We start from the raw sequence: 15,262 nt of genomic DNA, 5'->3' as shown, positions 1-15,262 counted from the left end.
GAGCCGTCATGCAACTCGCCGCGATCGTCGTCTCGCTGGTGCTGGCCGTGGTCGGCACCGCGCTGTTCGCGCGCGCCATCGCCCAGATCTACCGGCACGTGAAGCTCGGGCAGGCGGTGCCCGCCGGCACCCGCACCGACGACCCCGGGCAACGCACGCTCACGGTGGCGCGCGAGTTCCTCGGGCACACCCGGATGAACCGCTGGGGCATCGTCGGCTTCGCGCACTGGTTCGTCGCCGTCGGCTTCTTCACCCTGGTGCTGACCCTCGTCAACGCCTTCGGCCAGCTGTTCCAGGCCGACTGGGTACTGCCGATCATCGGCACCTGGCTGCCGTACGAGATGTTCATCGAGTTCATCGGCCTGATGACGGTCCTGGGCATCGCCACGCTGATCGTCATCCGCCAGCTGAGCCGCCCCGACCGCCCGGGCCGCAAGTCCCGCTTCGCCGGCTCCACCACCTGGCAGGCGTACTTCGTCGAGGCCGTCATCCTCGTCATCGGCCTGGCCATCCTCACCCTGCGCGGCCTGGAGGGCGTGCTGCACGACGTGCACGGTTACGAGGCCGCGTACTTCGTCACCTACCCGCTGGTCGCCGCGTTCGACGGGCTGAGCGTCACGACCGTGCAGAACCTCGTCTACCTCGTCGCGATGCTCAAGATCGGCACGTCGTTCGTGTGGATGATCGTCGTCGGCCTCAACACCGACATGGGCGTCGCCTGGCACCGCTTCCTCGCCTTCCCCAACATCTGGTTCAAGCGCAACGCCGACGGCGCGACCGCGCTGGGCGAACTGAAGCCGATGACCTCCGGCGGCAAGGAGATCGACTTCGAGACCGCGCTCGACGAGGACAACGAGGAGGAGGTCCGCTTCGGCGTCTCCCAGGTCGAGGACTTCTCCTGGAAGGGCCTGCTGGACTTCTCCACCTGCACCGAGTGCGGCCGCTGCCAGTCGCAGTGCCCGGCCTGGAACACCGGCAAGCCGCTCTCGCCCAAGCTGCTGATCATGTCGCTGCGCGACCACGCGCACGCCAAGGCGCCGTACCTCCTCGCGGGTGGCGGCAAGTCCATGGAGGGCGAGGAGAAGGCCACCGAGGAACAGCTGCGCGGCGTCCCCGCCGACGCGCTGGCCGAGGCCGAACGCCCGCTGGTCGGCGACCTCGCCGCCGGCGGCGTCATCGACCCCGACGTCCTGTGGTCCTGCACCACCTGCGGCGCCTGCGTCGAACAGTGTCCCGTGGACATCGAGCACGTCGACCACATCGTCGACATGCGCCGCTACCAGGTGATGATCGAGTCGGCGTTCCCGAGCGAGGCCGGGACGATGCTCAAGAACCTGGAGAAGAAGGGCAACCCCTGGGGCCTGGCCAAGAAGCAGCGCCTGGCCTGGGTTCAGGAGGTCGATTTCGAGGTGCCGGTCGTCGGCAAGACCGTCGACGACCTCACCGAGGTCGAGTACCTGTACTGGGTCGGGTGCGCCGGCGCCCTGGAGGACCGGGCGAAGAAGACCACCAAGGCGTTCGCCGAACTCCTGCACATCGCGGGCGTGAAGTTCGCCATCATGGGCGGCGACGAGAAGTGCACGGGCGACTCCGCGCGACGGCTGGGCAACGAGTTCCTCTTCCAGCAGCTCGGCGAGGAGAACGTCGCCAACCTCAACGCCGCGTTCGGCGAGGACGAGGACGACGAGGCGACGAAGAAGCCCGCGGCGAAGAAGAAGATCGTCGCCACCTGCCCGCACTGCTTCAACACCATCGCCAACGAGTACCCGCAGCTCGGCGGGCACTACGAGGTGATCCACCACACCCAGCTGCTCCAGCACCTCGTCGACGAGGGCCGGCTCGTGCCCGTCACCCCCGTCGAGGGCCTGATCACCTACCACGACCCGTGCTACCTGGGCCGCCACAACAAGGTCTACACGCCGCCGCGCGAGATCATCGGCAAGGTCCCGGGCCTCCGCAACGAGGAGATGCACCGCCACAAGGAGCGCGGCTTCTGCTGCGGCGCCGGCGGCGCCCGGATGTGGATGGAGGAGCGGATCGGCAAGCGCATCAACAACGAGCGCGTGGACGAGGCCCTCGCCATCGAACCGGACATCGTCTCCACCGCCTGCCCGTTCTGCCTGGTGATGCTCTCCGACTCGGTCAACGGCAAGAAGAACGACGGGAAGGCCAAGGAGGAGCTCCAGGTCGTCGACGTGGCACAGCTCCTGCTGGACTCGGTGCGGACGCCCTCCGACCCGCCGCCCGCGGGCGGCGAGGACACGGCCGGCGAGCCCGACCCGGAGCCGCAGCCCGACCGCGACCCCGAGCCGAAGCCGGACCCGACTCCCGCGTCCTAGCCGTACGGACCCGCGCCGCGCGACGCCCCCTCGACGGCGGGCCCCTGCCCGGGGCCCGCCGTCGTCGTGCGTCCGCCTCTCCGCCCGCGCGCGTCACGTGCGATGCACCGCACGTGAACGGCCGTACAACCCTTGGTGTCCGTCGGAGGTCTCCCCCAACGTCCCCGCCAGGCGCCCTGACGGCTCCCGGCATCCGCTCTCGTGCCCAGGAGACTCACGCAGTGCCCAAGCGCTACCGCAGATCCGCCCTCGCCATCTCCGTCGCCGCCGCCGTCACCGGCGGCCTGATCACCGTCGCCGCGCCCGCCGTCGCCGAAGAGGCCACACTGCACGGCGACTTCAACGCCGACGGCTACCGCGACGTGGTCGTCTCCGCCTCGAACGCCCGCGTCGGCGGCGACTTCGGCGCGGGCCAGATCGTCGTCTACTGGGGCGGCCCCGACGGTCTGCAGCCCGACCGCCGTTCGCCGATCCACCAGGACTCGCGCGGCGTGCCCGGCTCCCCCGAGGAGGGCGACGGCTTCGGCGCCATGACGTACGCCGGGGACTTCGACGGCGACGGCGTGACCGACCTGGCCGTCGGTGCACCGGGCGAGGACCTGACGGGCGACAAGGACAGCGGGATGCTCACCGTGCTCTGGGGCTCCGCGTCCGGCCTGGTCAGCGGCGACACGCTCGCGAACCCCACGAAGTTCGACGGCGACTTCTTCGGCAAGGCCGTCGTCGCGGGCGACTTCGACGCCGACGGCGTCACCGACCTGGCCGCCGGCAGCTCCTCCCGCACGGTGGTCTTCTACCAGCAGGGCATCGACCGGGCCGGGGACGCCACCGAGTCCCGCTCGGTGCGGACCCCGATCCTCGACGGCGAAGGCGGCGTCTTCTTCCTGACCGCCGGAGACGTCGACGGCAACGGCGCCGACGACCTGGTCGTCAACGGTTTCGACTCCGAGATCGAGGACGGCTACCACTACAACGCCAACTTCTACTACCGCGGCGTCGCCGGCACGGGCATCGCCGGTTCCGCCGACCGCATGACCCCCGGCATCATCACCGGCATCGGCGACACCAACGGCGACGGCCACGGCGACCTCGTCATCGGCGAGTCCTGGGACGAGGGCGCGCCCGGCGCGGTCAAGGGCGGCAAGGTCAGCATCCGCTACGGAACGCCCGACGGTCCCAACGGCGTCGTGAAGGAGATCACCCAGGACTCCGGCGGCATCGCGGGCGGCTCGGAGAAGGACGACGCCTTCGGCGCGGAGCTGGACCTCGGCGACGTCAACGGCGACGGCCTCATGGACCTGGTCATCGGCTCGGCGGCGGAGAACCTCGGCGAGGACTTCGACACCGGCGCCGTGCACCTCCTCTACGGCTCGCCGACCGGCATCACCTCGACCGGCGCGCAGTACTTCAACCAGGACGTCCCCGGCGTCCCGGGCAGCAACGAGGACGAGGACTTCTTCGGCAGCGACGTCCACCTCGCCGACGTGGACGGGGACGGCAACGCGGACCTCACCATCGGCGCGAGCGGTGAGAACAGCGACAACGGCGCCGTCACCGCGCTGCGCTCCGACGGCGCGAAGATCACCACCAGCGGAGCCCAGTGGATGAGCACCACCTCCGCCGGCGTCTCCACCTCCGGCCGACCGCTGTTCGGCGTGAACTTCGCCGGCTGACCCCGGAAGCACGACGGCCGCCCCCACCCCCTCGGTGGGGGCGACGCGTACGGGTTCCCCTAGGGGATGTCACAGGTCAGACGCGATGTCCGGCCGTTTGCTGCCGGAGCGTCACCACAACCGCGCGGACACGGTACGTTCGAAGACGTGGCTGGATTCAGGATCGGACGCGGCAGGAACTCCCGCAACGCGCAGCAGGGACCGTACCCCCCGCACGGCCAGGCCCCGGAGCCGGGGCCCGGCCCGGGAGCGTACGGACAGGGACAGCACCAGGGACCGGCCTCGGGCGGTCGCGGCGGCCAGACCTGGCACGCCGGAGGCGGCGGCGGCCGGGGGGAACCGGAGTACTTCGGCGAGCCGCAGCGTGGCGGCTACGGCTACCCGGGCGGAGGCCCGCAGAGCGGCCACCCCGGCGACAGCCGCTCGCGCGCGGATAACCCCGGCCACACCAGGGCGTTCAGCATCCACGACCCCTCGCCGTACGGACACGACGGCGGCCCCGGCGACGGGCACGGCTACGACAGCGGCTACTCCGACGGCAGCGTGCACTCCGCCGGACACGCGCCGCCCGCCGGCCCGCGGCTGCACTGGAAGGAACTGCTCCAGGGCATCGTGCTCCGCCCGAACGCGACCTTCTACCAGATGCGCGACTACCCCGTGTGGGGCCCGGCACTGACCGTCACCTTCGTCTACGGCCTGCTCGCCGTCTTCGGCCTCGACGAGACGCGCGAGAGCGTCATCGACGCGACCCTCGGCACCGCTCTCCAGTACGTGGCCGGCACCGGCATCGCCATGGTGATCATGGGGCTGATGCTGGGCGCGGTCACGCACACCCTGGCGCGCCAGTTCGGCGGCAACGGGATGTGGGCGCCGACCATCGGCCTGTCCATGCTGATCATGTCGCTCAGCGACGCACCCCGCCTGGTGCTCGCCATGTTCATGGGCGGCACCGCGACCGCCGTGCAGGTCGTCGGCTGGATCACCTGGATCGCCGCCGGCGCGCTGTTCACCTCGATGGTCAGCCGTTCGCACGACCTGCCGTGGCCGCGCGCGCTGGGCGCCTCGGCGATTCAGCTGATCGCACTGCTCGCCCTGGTCAAGCTCGGCACTCTCTGACGGCGCGCTTCGGGGCCGGGCCCTGCCGCCCCGCCCCGAAGCACCGCACTCGCAGCTCACGGCTCGCAACTCACGGCTCGCAACTCACCGCCCGGAGCCCGCCGCTCAGTGCGTCAGGCGAAGCGCTGCGCCGCCGAGCCGTCGCACTCCTGGAGCCGCACCGGCTCCGTGGCCCCGGCCAGCGTCAGGCACAGCGCGGTCGCCCCGGCCGGGCGGAGCGTGGCACCGTCCCGCACGAACTGCTGGTTGGCGCCGCCGTGGCAGTTCCACAGGGCGAGCCCGGCACCCGCCTCGTACTCCCCGTCCGGCACGTCGAGGCACCGGTCGTGGGACAGCTCCGTGTAGAGCTGACGGGTCTCCGGGTCCAGCCACCAGCCCTGATTGCGCTCGCCGTTGCAGCTCCAGCCGCCGACGGCCGTGCCGTTGCGGCTGCTCGCGCCCTCGGCGTCCAGGCAGCTGCCGGTCGCCTCGTTGCGCAGCGGCCCGAAGACGTCGTCCCACGCCAGCTCGTACAGCCGCGGCTGCCCCGCGCCGCTCGGATCGGCGCAGGACGCCTCCCGCACGCCCTGCTGCCCGGCCTGGTAGACGGCCGTGAAGCAGGCGGCGAAGGCGCCGTGGCCGCGCTTGTTGGGGTGGAAGGACTGGCGCACCGAGTTGGAGTCCGGCGGGAACGGGTTGGTGAGGTCGACGTACAGGCCCCGCGCCCAGGTGTTCTCCATGCACACCTCGTGGCCGTGGAAGAGCCGGGACGCGTCCAGGTACGTGGCGCCGGCCTGGCGCGCCGCCTCCCGCATGCCCTTCTCGAACACCGGCACCGCGAAGTTCCGGGCGAAGGCGGCGTCGCTGTCGTAGCCGGTGCAGCCGCCGAACAGCTTGCCGGGATAGTCGGGGTTGTCGTACACGTCCGGGCCGAGCGGCCCGGGATAGCCCATCACGACCAGCTGGTAGTCGTCGTCGGCGTAACCGGCCTGCCGCATCACGGTCCTCAGGTCGCCGACCGTCGCGACGACCTTGGGCTGCAGACCGTCCACACGCGCCTGCCAACCGGGCCGGTACTTCGGGTGGCAGGCGCCCTGGAACGTGAACCAGCGCACCACGCAGTCCGTGATCACCGGCCCGAACCGCAGGTCGTCGTTGGCGCCCGCGACCAGAACGATCTGCTGGATGCGGGTGTTGCGCGCCTTGATCGCCAGGTTGTCGCTCTGCACCAGCTCGTCCGCGTACTGCGGTGTGCCGCCGATGCGGATGTTCACCGTCGAGGCCCCCGAGCAGGCGACGTTGAAGGTAACGTCCGCCGGGATGCCGGTGCGGTGGATCGCCGCGTCGGGCGAACGGTGGCACCAGTTGTCCGGCCCGTCCGTGCCCGGCTCGTAGGTGCCGACGCCCTCACCGCTGATCTCGCTGTCGCCCAGCGAGATCAGCGACGTCTTGCGCTCGTCCATCGGCCGGATCGCCGCGTCGCCGTACAGCGTCTCCGCCTGCGCCGCCCGCGCTTCCTCCAACTCCGCCGACAGCGGCACCACGTCGGCCGCCCGCTCCTCGGCGGCGGCCGGCGCCGCAGCGGGCCCGCCGCCGGTGAACGCCAGCACCGCGGCCAGCAGTCCCGCGGTCACCGCCGTCCGGCCGAGGCGTCCCGCACTTCTCGCACGTGCCATGGGGTGCTCCCGTCATGGAGGCATCAGTGTTACCCGTGGTTCTTACTCGCAGGTACGCCTCTCGGGAAGCCCATCCGGCGCAAGAATCCGGCCAGTTACGGCTTCCGAGCCGGTCGCCGCCGGCACCCGCCTCGGCGTCGGCAACGGCAGGTCCGCGGGCACGTCATCAGGTCGCCGTACACCCGCGCCCGGCGGCAACCCGCCTGCTGCGGGCCGTGGACGTCGGCCGTCCAGCCGCGGTGGGCGGTCCCACGTAGCCGCTCGGGCCGCGGCGCAGTAGCGTGCAGTCGCGCTCGCGCACCGCGCTCCGGAGTTCCGCCCTGGAGGGTCCGCGCCCCCCACGGGCCGGTCCCAGCCCCGGGTCCCCGGGCGTTCCGCCCCGGGTCAGGCGTCCCGCACCTGCCCCGCCCGCCGTACCACCGGCGGCTCCACCGACCACGGGAACTCGATCCACGCCTCGGTCCGCTTCCACACGTACGCGCACTTCACCACGGACTGCGGCTTCTCGTAGATCACCGCGGTCCGCACGTCCGCGACGTGCTCCGCGCAGAAGTCGTGCACCAGCTTCAACGTCCGGCCGGTGTCCGCGACATCGTCCGCGACCAGCACCTTCTTCTCACTGAGGTCCACCACGTTCGGCACCGGCGGCAGCATCACCGGCATCGGCAACGTCTCACCGACCCCGGTGTAGAACTCCACGCTGGCCAGATGCACGTTCTTGACATCCAGCGCGTAACCGAGCCCGCCGGCCACGAAGAGGCCGCCGCGCGCGATCGACAGGATGATGTCCGGCTCGAAGCCGTCGCCCGCGACGGCCCGCGCCAACTCCCGGACCGCCACGCCGAACCGCTCGTACGTCAGGTGCTCCCGCTCGTCACCCATCCCGGAGTCGGTCCTCCCCCCGGGCCTCGTCCCGGATCGGCGTGCGGTGGAAGTTGAGGTACGACCGGGACGGCGTCGGCCCGCGCTGCCCCTGGTAGCGCGACCCGTACCGCTTCGACCCGTACGGGTGCTCGGCCGGCGACGACAGCCGGAACATGCACAGCTGCCCGATCTTCATCCCCGGCCACAGCTTGATCGGCAGCGTCGCCACGTTCGACAGCTCCAGCGTCACGTGCCCCGAGAAACCCGGGTCGATGAAACCGGCCGTCGAGTGCGTCAGCAGACCCAGACGCCCCAGGCTCGACTTGCCCTCCAGCCGCGAGGCGATGTCCTCCGGCAGCGTGATGACCTCGTACGTCGACGCCAGCACGAACTCCCCGGGATGCAGGATGAACGGCTCGTCGCCGACCGACTCGATCAGCCGCGTCAGGTCGGGCTGCTCGACCGACGGGTCGATGTGCGGGTAGCGGTGGTTCTCGAACACCCGGAAGTAGCGGTCCAGCCGCACGTCGATGCTGGACGGCTGGACCATCCCCGCCTCGTACGGGTCGATGCGCACCCGCCCGGCGTCGATCTCGGCCCGGATGTCCTTGTCTGAGAGAAGCACGGCTGCGAGCCTACGCGCACGAGCGGGGCCCGGCCCAACCGGACCGGACCCCGCCACGCGCTACGACTGCTGGTCGACGGCTCTCCGCGACAGCCGCAACCTCCGCGCTTCCGGCTGCTCAGCGCCGACGGGCGCCACCGGCCTCCCCGCCGGCACCCACCGGCACGGCCTGCCGCAACCGCGCGCACTGCGGACACCGCAGCAACCGACCGGGACCGATCCGGTCGGGTCCGAGATTCTGCAGGGGGAACACGGACGTGCTGAACTCGTGCCCCTCGGCACACCGAACGACGGTGGACTCCATCGTCTCCCTCTCACGGCAACGTGGTGGACGAAAGCCACGTTAGGGGATGAAGCGCACCACCCGAAGCCCGGCACTCCGCAACCCACCGTACGCCCGCGGCCCCCTCCTCCGCACCCCGCCACACCCCCCGCACCCACCCCCCGAACAGCACAAAGGACCCGCCGGCCTGTGCGCCGGGGGTCCGCCATGAGGTACAGTGTCCCGCGTCGAGAAGGCTCTTCGAGCCGCTCCTCGCGGGCGTAGTTTAATGGTAGAACATGAGCTTCCCAAGCTTATAGCGCGGGTTCGATTCCCGTCGCCCGCTCCATCCCGAAGGCCCAGGTCGTCAGACCTGGGCTTTGTTCGATATCTAGACCAATTCGGGCGGGCGTGCCACTCGCGCCTCACCGGGGACACCCATGGCGTCACTTCTCAGTGCGGCGAGCCACTCGCGGGACCTGCAGTGGACGTGTTCACGGACGAACGCAGTCATGCCGACCGCGGTGTGGCATCGCGGAGGGTGCGGCTGACCACACAGAACTAGCCAACTCGCCATAAAGTTGCGCGTCATATGGGTAGATATCCTTCGCTTATTTAGTACTCCAGTTGTAGATCGTGAATCTTTCTGGTCTGGGCAGGTACGGAGGCGGCTGCGGTACCAGGTTTGGGCGAAGTTGAGCGGTGTCTGGTTGCGGTGTGTCTGGTTTCTGTCGATCTCGCTGCTTTGACGTGAGCCAGGGCGGTCGGGGCGCCGGTGCTCGGGTGCTCGGCTGTGCGCTCAGGCTGCGGCGTGTACAACGAACGGTGGAACTGCCGATCATGGAGTGGAACCGTTCGGCAGCTCGTCTCAGCGGCCACTCCTCGTCCACGACGCACCGGGCGAGACGGAGTTTGACGGTCTCGGACAGCGGGGCATTACGGTGGGGTCAACCAGCCCTGAGGGGCTGAGACGTCCATATGTGCAGGTCGGTGCGTGAGTCGGCGCGGGCGGCCGGGGATTCCCAAGCTTATAGCGCGGATTCGTTTCCCGTCGCCCGCTCCACCCCGAAGGCCCAGGTCGCAGACCTGGGCCTTTCTTCTGCTGAACCTCACAACCAGCTCGGAGCTACGGGGCTGGGATCATATCCATGGCCACGCCGGGTAGTTCGTCGAAGCTCGCCTTGGTGTCGGTGGTCATCACAGTTCGGTTCGTTGCGACTGCTGTCGCCGCGATGATCAGGTCGTGCGCGCCACGGGGCTTGCCCAGCCTGCGGGTGTACGCCAGCAACCGTGCATGCACACGCGCCACATCCAGCGTGTAGTCGTCCACCGGGACTATGGCCAGGACCGCGTCGACGAATCCCTGACGACGGCGAGTGGACAGCTCGTCCGCCGCGAGTTCCACACCCTGGAGCAGTTCGGCTGCCGTGACGGCGGCGATGGTGATGTCGTCATCCCGATCGCGCAGCAGCTTGGCCAGTTCGAACCGGCCGCGATCGACTGCGACGAGGACACCGGTGTCGAGGATCACCCTTCCCACGGGTTCTCCAGAGTCAGCAGGTCGCGAGTCCCCAGCGCATCGGACGCAAAGTCCTCGTCCAGAGCTTCAGCGTGCGCTTCGAGCACATCAGCGAGCGCGGCACCGTTCCCGCACGGCGCGGGCCCGACGATCGCCAATCGCCTGCCATTGCGAGTGATCACGATGGTCTCCCCGTGTTCCGCCTGGTCCAGAACCGAGGCGAAGCTCCGGGAGGCCTCGCTTGCACTCATTGTCCTCATGGATTCAGAATATCAGAAACACAGTGGTAGGCGAGAGTGAGACGCCATGGCTACCCTCGGGTGACCGACGTCCGACGACTGCGCTCCGGTGCACGAAGGAGCACCAGGCCCGGTTCCCGGCTCAGGTCCACGGCTGCCCGGTCCACGGACGCGCCCAGGCGTCCGGGCCGGGAGTGATCCGCCCCGTCCTGCCCCTGGACGGCCCCGACGTTCGTGGAGATCGCGAACGTCGACAGAGGGGTCTGGTGGGGGCGGAAGGAGGCGGTTGATCAGTCGCGCTCGGGCCAGATCGGGCCCTGGTCGGTCCAGATGACGCCCTTGTTACGGCACAGGCAGAAGGGGTGGCCGATCGGGTCGGTGTAGACCTGCCATCCGTAGCCTTCCGGGCCGACGAAGTCCTGCTTCAGCGTCGCACCGAGGTCGAGGACGCGGCGCTGCTCGGACTCGACCTCGTCCACTTCGAAGTCAAGGTGGAACTGCTTGGGGTGCTTGCTGTCGGGCCACTGCGGAGCGCGGTAGTCGTCCACCCGGATGAAGGCCAGCTCGATCTCGCCGAACCGGATGCCGGCCCAGTCCTCGGAGCTGTCCTCTTTGATGGGACGACCCGTCACCTCGGAGTAGAAGGCCGCCAGCTTCATCGGGTCCGGGCAGTCGATAATGAAATCGGTGAGGCGCAGCATCCCGCGATCCTGCCACAGAGCAACGCTCAAGACCTGTGGTTATCGCCCACGCTCAGCGTGGGTCACTGATTTCTGGGCAACTCGCGCCAAGTCGAGCAGCGGACAGGCAAGTCCAGGAGGTCGCCGGTGAGGGCCGGGCGACAGGGAGGGCGACGTGGCGCGGAGACTGTCGCCATGGAACACCTACCAGTCGATGTACGGGCTTCGCTCCGGTTCTTCGCCTTCTACCTCGCCAACGGGACCCTTGAGCTGGATCTCCTGGACGGAATCGACTACCGGCCCCGTCTCATGGCGTTCGGCTCCACGCTGGAGCAGGTCTTCGCCCTCTACGCCAACGTCCTGTGCGTCAACGAGCACGGTGAGGTTCTGAACGCCGGAGACGCCGAGTACCGTGCGGCGCAGTGGATTCGTGCTCACTGCGACCCGAGCTACGAGGTCGAGCCTCCCTTCGCGCCGTGGGAGACCGAACTCCACGGCCCGTGACAAGGTCAGCCGGCTGAAGCGGCCCCGCACCGGATGCGCTCCCGAAGGAACGGTGAACGGCGGTCGAGGCGGGCCACGTGGGTACGTGCTGTGACAGCGGCGTCGCGCTGTCGCCGCAGCTCAGCGGCACCTCCGGCCCGCTCTGCAGAGTGGTTCGGCCTCCGCTGAACCGGCGCCGGGCGGACGGCGACGACGACCGCCGGGCAGAAACTCCGTCCGGCCGAGGGCGGACGCGGATAGCCTCCGCCCATGGATCGAACCGTCCTCACCGCCACCGTTGGCGCCTGCAGGGATCTCATCGAACGGCGCTACCCGGACGACGGCGGTCACGGCGCTGCGGCCATGCTTCTGACGGACGGGACCATCCTTACCGGCACCGCTCCCGATGCCTTCAACCCGTCGGTCGAGGTGTGCCACGAGATCGAGCCCTACTGCGGTGCGCACCGTCTGAACCAGCGCTCGTGGCCTCTGTCTGCCTCCACCGCGAACCCGGCGGGCGCATGGTCGTCCTCAGCCCGTGCGGCGTCTGCCGGGAACGACTGGCGGTCCACGGTCCAGAGGTCCTGGTCGCCGTCGCCGACCGGGACGATGCGACCATCGTCGTGTGGAAGCCCCTCAGGGACATACTCCCCGACTACTGGATGACTGCCTTCCCCAAGGAGATCGACCCGGGCTGGACCGCCTGACCCCAGGGGCCTCCAGGCGACCCTTTGCGCACGGTGATGCTCCGCCGAGAGCGCTGGTCCCTCCCTGTTCGCCCGCTCATCGGCCGTAGGATCGGAGTGCCATGACGTTCCTTCCGCGTGATGACGTGCGGCCCCCGGCCGGGGTGGTCCGGGTGCCGGTGCGGATGATGCGGCCCTCGCCCGTGGCGTTCGCGAAGGCGGTCTGGGGGTTCGTCGGCGGTGCCACCGGATCCGCCTTCACCAAGCGCTCCCGGCGGGCCGTGCTCAACCCCGGGCGGGATCCGTCGCGGGGCGTCAACGCCATGAGCCACGCACCGCTGGCCCTTCGGGAGACCGGCGCGGCCTACTTCTTCGACCCGAACGGCTTCCGCCTGGAGGGCAGTTCCGAGGTCTCCCTCGCGGTGTCCTGGGGCGAGGTGGGACGCGTGGCGCTGCAGGTGCAGCACTCGACGTTCCTCGGCCTGAAGATGCTGCGGCTGATTCTGTGGCCGCTGTACCCGCAGAGCTTCCTGGCCGCCCATCCCGGGAGCACGCCCGCCTGGGACGCGGAACTCGGGGGGTGCGCGTTGGCGGTGGTCAAGGCCACCACCATTCCGCGGGATTCCGTCGACCTGACCCTCGCCGGGCTGGCGTTCGCCGGCGCACGGTTCGACGGGCGGGTGGAGGAGCTGCCGGCCACCGGGTGAGCCGGACGGGAACGCGTCGGAGCGGCCGGAGCCGGTGTGCCCGTGCCGCCCTTTCGGAGGTGCGAGGGATGAGTTTCCGGTTGGCGGCGTATGCCCTGTGCTTCGAGAACGGGCAGGTCTTGCTCACCCGATGCGTGCCGCCCGGAGAGGAGCATGTCTGGAGTCTTCCCGGTGGCGGGGTGAAGCACGGTGAGGATCCGGTCGACGCCGTGATCAGGGAGGTCGCCGAGGAGACCGGATACGGGGCGGTGGCCGAACGCCTGCTGGGGGTGGACTCGCGGATGATCCCGGCCGCCGTCGCCCGCGCCGGCGTCGAGCACCAGAACGTCGGCATCTACTACCGGGTCCGCATCACGGGCGGCCGGCTGCGCGCCGAGTCGAACGGCGCGACGGCCGGGTCGGTCTGGACTCCGCTGTCCGAGGTCGCGCGCCTGCGCCGGTCGTCGCTGGTGGACGTCGGACTCGGCCTGGCGCGGAGCCTTCCCGCGACCGGCCACGTGGCGCCGGTCGCGGTCGGCGGCCTGATTCAGCACTGAGGTTCCCGACCGGACCCGCCCACCTGGCCGCCCGGCCGCCCGGGCTGGTGCACCCGGCTCGACGGGGTGCCCACCGGTCGGACGGCCGTCGGTGCACGTGTCGGTGCGCGGTGTCGTCACGCGGCTCTGTCGGTCCTCGCGGCTAGCCTTCGCAAAGTGGGAGTTGTTCCCTCGGACTCTTCTCTACGTGCACCGGAGATGTGATGGCTGGACAGTTCGATGTGGTCACGGAGGTCGACCGGCCGGTCGAGGAGGTGTTCGCGTTTCTCGCGGACGGGGAGAACGACCCGAAGTTCAGTCCCCGGGTGCTGGAGATGAAGAAGACCACCGACGGCCCCACGGGCGTCGGGACGGTGTACCGGAGCACGGTGAAGGACGCCGGGGTGAAGACCCGCCGGGAGTTCCGGATCACCGGGTTCGACGCGCCTCACAGCATGCGCTGGACGGAGACGTCGAAGAACCTCGTCACCGGCGAGGGCGGTTACGACCTGGAGCCGCTGGGCGAGGGCAGGACGCGGGTGCGGCTGTTCAACACCCTGACGGGCCACGGGGTGGGCAGGCTGATCGTCGGCCCCGCGCTCAAGGCGGCGAGGAAGGAGGCCGAGGACTTCGGGCGGCGCATCAAGGCAGCGGTGGAGGAGGCCCGTTGAGTGCCGGGGCGGCCCCCTGCACGTCGATGGGCGGCGGTGTCAGCGGCCCAGCAGGTGACGGCCGCGGCCGGTGAGGCGGTGCACCACGTGCGGGCCGGAGCGTCGGCTGTGGACCAGGCCGGCCGCGCGCAGCACCTTCAGGTGGCCGCTGGCGGTGGAGGCAGGCATGCCGAGGCGGGCGGCGATGGCGCCGGTGGTGTCGGTGGCGGTGAGGGCGTGCAGCACGCGGGAGCGTGCGGTGCCGAGGAGGGCGGCGAGCGCCGCCGGTGCCCCTGAGGGGTTCTCCGCCCGCGGCGGGTGGCTGCGGACCGGGTAGACCACGACCGGCGGCAGGTTGGGGTCGGCGATCGCGATGGGCGCGGTGTGGCAGAAGAAGGACGGCACGAGCCGGACGCCGCGGCCGTGGAGGCGCAGGTCGTGGTCCACCGGATACGGCGCGGTGAGGACGGAGTCCCGCCACACGAACGGTTCCAGCGTGCCCAGGACCGCCGGGAGGCCGCCGTCCAGCGCGTCCAGGTGCCCTTCGCGGTCGGCGGCGACGGTGGCCTCGACCTCGCTCCAGTCCGGCAGGATCAGCCGGGTGTGGAAGTGCCGTGCGGCGTCGGCGACCCCGCCCAGCAGCGCCCGGTCGCCGGAGGCCAGGCGGCGTATCCACCCGGGCAGCGGCCGGTGCCGGGCGGCCAGGCGGAGTTCGCGGACGAGCCGCGGGCCGGGCGTGGCGCGCAGGGCTTCCAGGGCCGCCGACAGTCCCTCCGAGGACTCGGACGGGGTGAGGAAGTCCGGGAAGTAGGGGGCGTTCGCCGGGGCGAGGTCGCGCAGCAGCCGGCAGGCGGCGCGCAGGTCGTCGCCCTGCAGCCGCTCGTCGGCGCGGCGGCGCCACGGGCGCAGGCGCGCCGGGAGCCGGGACAGGGGGGTGGTGAGCACGTGCAGCCCGAGGACGACCTCCCACATCGGGTCGGCGGACTTCGTGAGCTGCACATGCCGGAAGTCGCGGTCGCTGAAGTGGATGCGCAGCATGCCGGCCATGGTGCCGAGGCTAGCGGCCGGTTACCTGGGGTTTTCGACTGTGACGGAAATCGGGGGCCGCCGCCGTTGCAGCGCGTGCCTAGGCTCACGGGTCCTGACACGGCGCCCCGGCACGGCGCGCGCGGAGCGCCGCTACCGAGGCACGTGGGGGGGGGGGGGGGGGGGGGGGGGGGGGGGGGGGGGCGGGGGGGGGGGGGGGGGG

Annotated in this window: 16 protein-coding genes and 1 tRNA gene; 9 read left to right on the top strand and 8 right to left on the bottom strand. The window is 70.6% G+C overall.

Features of this window, described 5'->3' with window-relative positions; all coding sequences use genetic code 11:
• Positions 1-8: 8 nt before the first annotated feature.
• The 3 genes from RM572_RS15465 to RM572_RS15455 all read left to right on the top strand — a co-directional run bounded on the left by RM572_RS15465 (position 9) and on the right by RM572_RS15455 (position 5,128).
• Complete coding sequence (locus RM572_RS15465) at positions 9-2,339, top strand: (Fe-S)-binding protein (protein ID WP_311673939.1); 2,331 nt, start codon at positions 9-11, stop codon at positions 2,337-2,339.
• 221 nt (positions 2,340-2,560) lie between these two features.
• Complete coding sequence (locus RM572_RS15460) at positions 2,561-4,012, top strand: FG-GAP repeat domain-containing protein (RefSeq protein ID WP_311673938.1); 1,452 nt, start codon at positions 2,561-2,563, stop codon at positions 4,010-4,012.
• Positions 4,013-4,159: 147 nt separating this feature from the next.
• Complete coding sequence (locus tag RM572_RS15455) at positions 4,160-5,128, top strand: YIP1 family protein (protein WP_311673937.1); 969 nt, start codon at positions 4,160-4,162, stop codon at positions 5,126-5,128.
• A gap of 113 nt (positions 5,129-5,241) precedes the next feature.
• Here the strand turns inward: RM572_RS15455 and RM572_RS15450 are convergent, their stop codons facing one another.
• The 4 genes from RM572_RS15450 to RM572_RS15435 form a co-directional block, all read right to left on the bottom strand.
• Positions 5,242-6,783 (bottom strand): ricin-type beta-trefoil lectin domain protein, encoded by a 1,542-nt coding sequence (locus tag RM572_RS15450; RefSeq protein WP_311673936.1) that lies wholly within the window; start codon positions 6,781-6,783, stop codon positions 5,242-5,244.
• A gap of 384 nt (positions 6,784-7,167) precedes the next feature.
• A complete protein-coding gene (locus RM572_RS15445) occupies positions 7,168-7,665 on the bottom strand; it encodes a phosphoribosyltransferase (RefSeq protein WP_311673935.1) in 498 nt (165 codons plus the stop codon).
• Positions 7,658-8,272 (bottom strand): dCTP deaminase, encoded by a 615-nt coding sequence (gene dcd / locus RM572_RS15440; protein WP_311673934.1) that lies wholly within the window; start codon positions 8,270-8,272, stop codon positions 7,658-7,660. Before dcd ends, RM572_RS15445 begins: the two co-directional genes overlap by 8 nt.
• Positions 8,273-8,390: 118 nt before the next feature.
• A complete protein-coding gene (locus RM572_RS15435; protein ID WP_078529493.1) occupies positions 8,391-8,576 on the bottom strand; it encodes a hypothetical protein in 186 nt (61 codons plus the stop codon).
• Between the two features lie 233 nt (positions 8,577-8,809).
• On the opposite strand from RM572_RS15435, the gene RM572_RS15430 reads away from it, so the two are divergent.
• A tRNA-Gly gene (locus tag RM572_RS15430) sits at positions 8,810-8,883 on the top strand.
• Between the two features lie 777 nt (positions 8,884-9,660).
• Here RM572_RS15430 and RM572_RS15425 read toward each other — a convergent pair.
• From RM572_RS15425 to RM572_RS15415, 3 genes are all read right to left on the bottom strand, one after another.
• A complete protein-coding gene (locus RM572_RS15425) occupies positions 9,661-10,065 on the bottom strand; it encodes a PIN domain-containing protein (protein WP_311673933.1) in 405 nt (134 codons plus the stop codon).
• Complete coding sequence (locus tag RM572_RS15420) at positions 10,062-10,304, bottom strand: type II toxin-antitoxin system Phd/YefM family antitoxin (protein ID WP_311673932.1); 243 nt, start codon at positions 10,302-10,304, stop codon at positions 10,062-10,064. Before RM572_RS15420 ends, RM572_RS15425 begins: the two co-directional genes overlap by 4 nt.
• Positions 10,305-10,582: 278 nt before the next feature.
• The gene (locus RM572_RS15415; protein ID WP_311674054.1) at positions 10,583-10,993 is read right to left on the bottom strand and encodes a VOC family protein; all 411 of its coding nucleotides are present in this window, start codon (positions 10,991-10,993) and stop codon (positions 10,583-10,585) included.
• A 174-nt stretch (positions 10,994-11,167) separates the two neighbouring features.
• On the opposite strand from RM572_RS15415, the gene RM572_RS15410 reads away from it, so the two are divergent.
• The 5 genes from RM572_RS15410 (at position 11,168) to RM572_RS15390 (ending at position 14,034) form a co-directional block, all read left to right on the top strand.
• The gene (locus RM572_RS15410) at positions 11,168-11,476 is read left to right on the top strand and encodes a DUF7677 family protein (RefSeq protein ID WP_311673931.1); all 309 of its coding nucleotides are present in this window, start codon (positions 11,168-11,170) and stop codon (positions 11,474-11,476) included.
• Positions 11,477-11,937: 461 nt separating this feature from the next.
• Positions 11,938-12,162: a cytidine/deoxycytidylate deaminase family protein gene (locus tag RM572_RS15405; RefSeq protein WP_311673930.1), complete on the top strand. Its 225-nt coding sequence runs from the start codon at positions 11,938-11,940 to the stop codon at positions 12,160-12,162.
• Positions 12,163-12,263: 101 nt separating this feature from the next.
• Complete coding sequence (locus RM572_RS15400; RefSeq protein ID WP_311673929.1) at positions 12,264-12,848, top strand: hypothetical protein; 585 nt, start codon at positions 12,264-12,266, stop codon at positions 12,846-12,848.
• Between the two features lie 68 nt (positions 12,849-12,916).
• Positions 12,917-13,384: an NUDIX hydrolase gene (locus RM572_RS15395; RefSeq protein WP_311673928.1), complete on the top strand. Its 468-nt coding sequence runs from the start codon at positions 12,917-12,919 to the stop codon at positions 13,382-13,384.
• A 203-nt stretch (positions 13,385-13,587) separates the two neighbouring features.
• Positions 13,588-14,034: an SRPBCC family protein gene (locus RM572_RS15390; RefSeq protein WP_311673927.1), complete on the top strand. Its 447-nt coding sequence runs from the start codon at positions 13,588-13,590 to the stop codon at positions 14,032-14,034.
• Positions 14,035-14,073: 39 nt separating this feature from the next.
• On the opposite strand, the gene RM572_RS15385 is transcribed toward RM572_RS15390, so the two are convergent.
• On the bottom strand, positions 14,074-15,060 hold the full coding sequence (locus tag RM572_RS15385) for an ArsR/SmtB family transcription factor (protein ID WP_311673926.1): 987 nt from the start codon (positions 15,058-15,060) through the stop codon (positions 14,074-14,076).
• Positions 15,061-15,262: the final 202 nt, after the last annotated feature.

This window comes from Streptomyces hazeniae (assembly GCF_031845485.1).
GTDB lineage: Bacteria > Actinomycetota > Actinomycetes > Streptomycetales > Streptomycetaceae > Streptomyces > Streptomyces hazeniae.
This window is presented reverse-complemented; position numbering and strand designations above follow the sequence as displayed.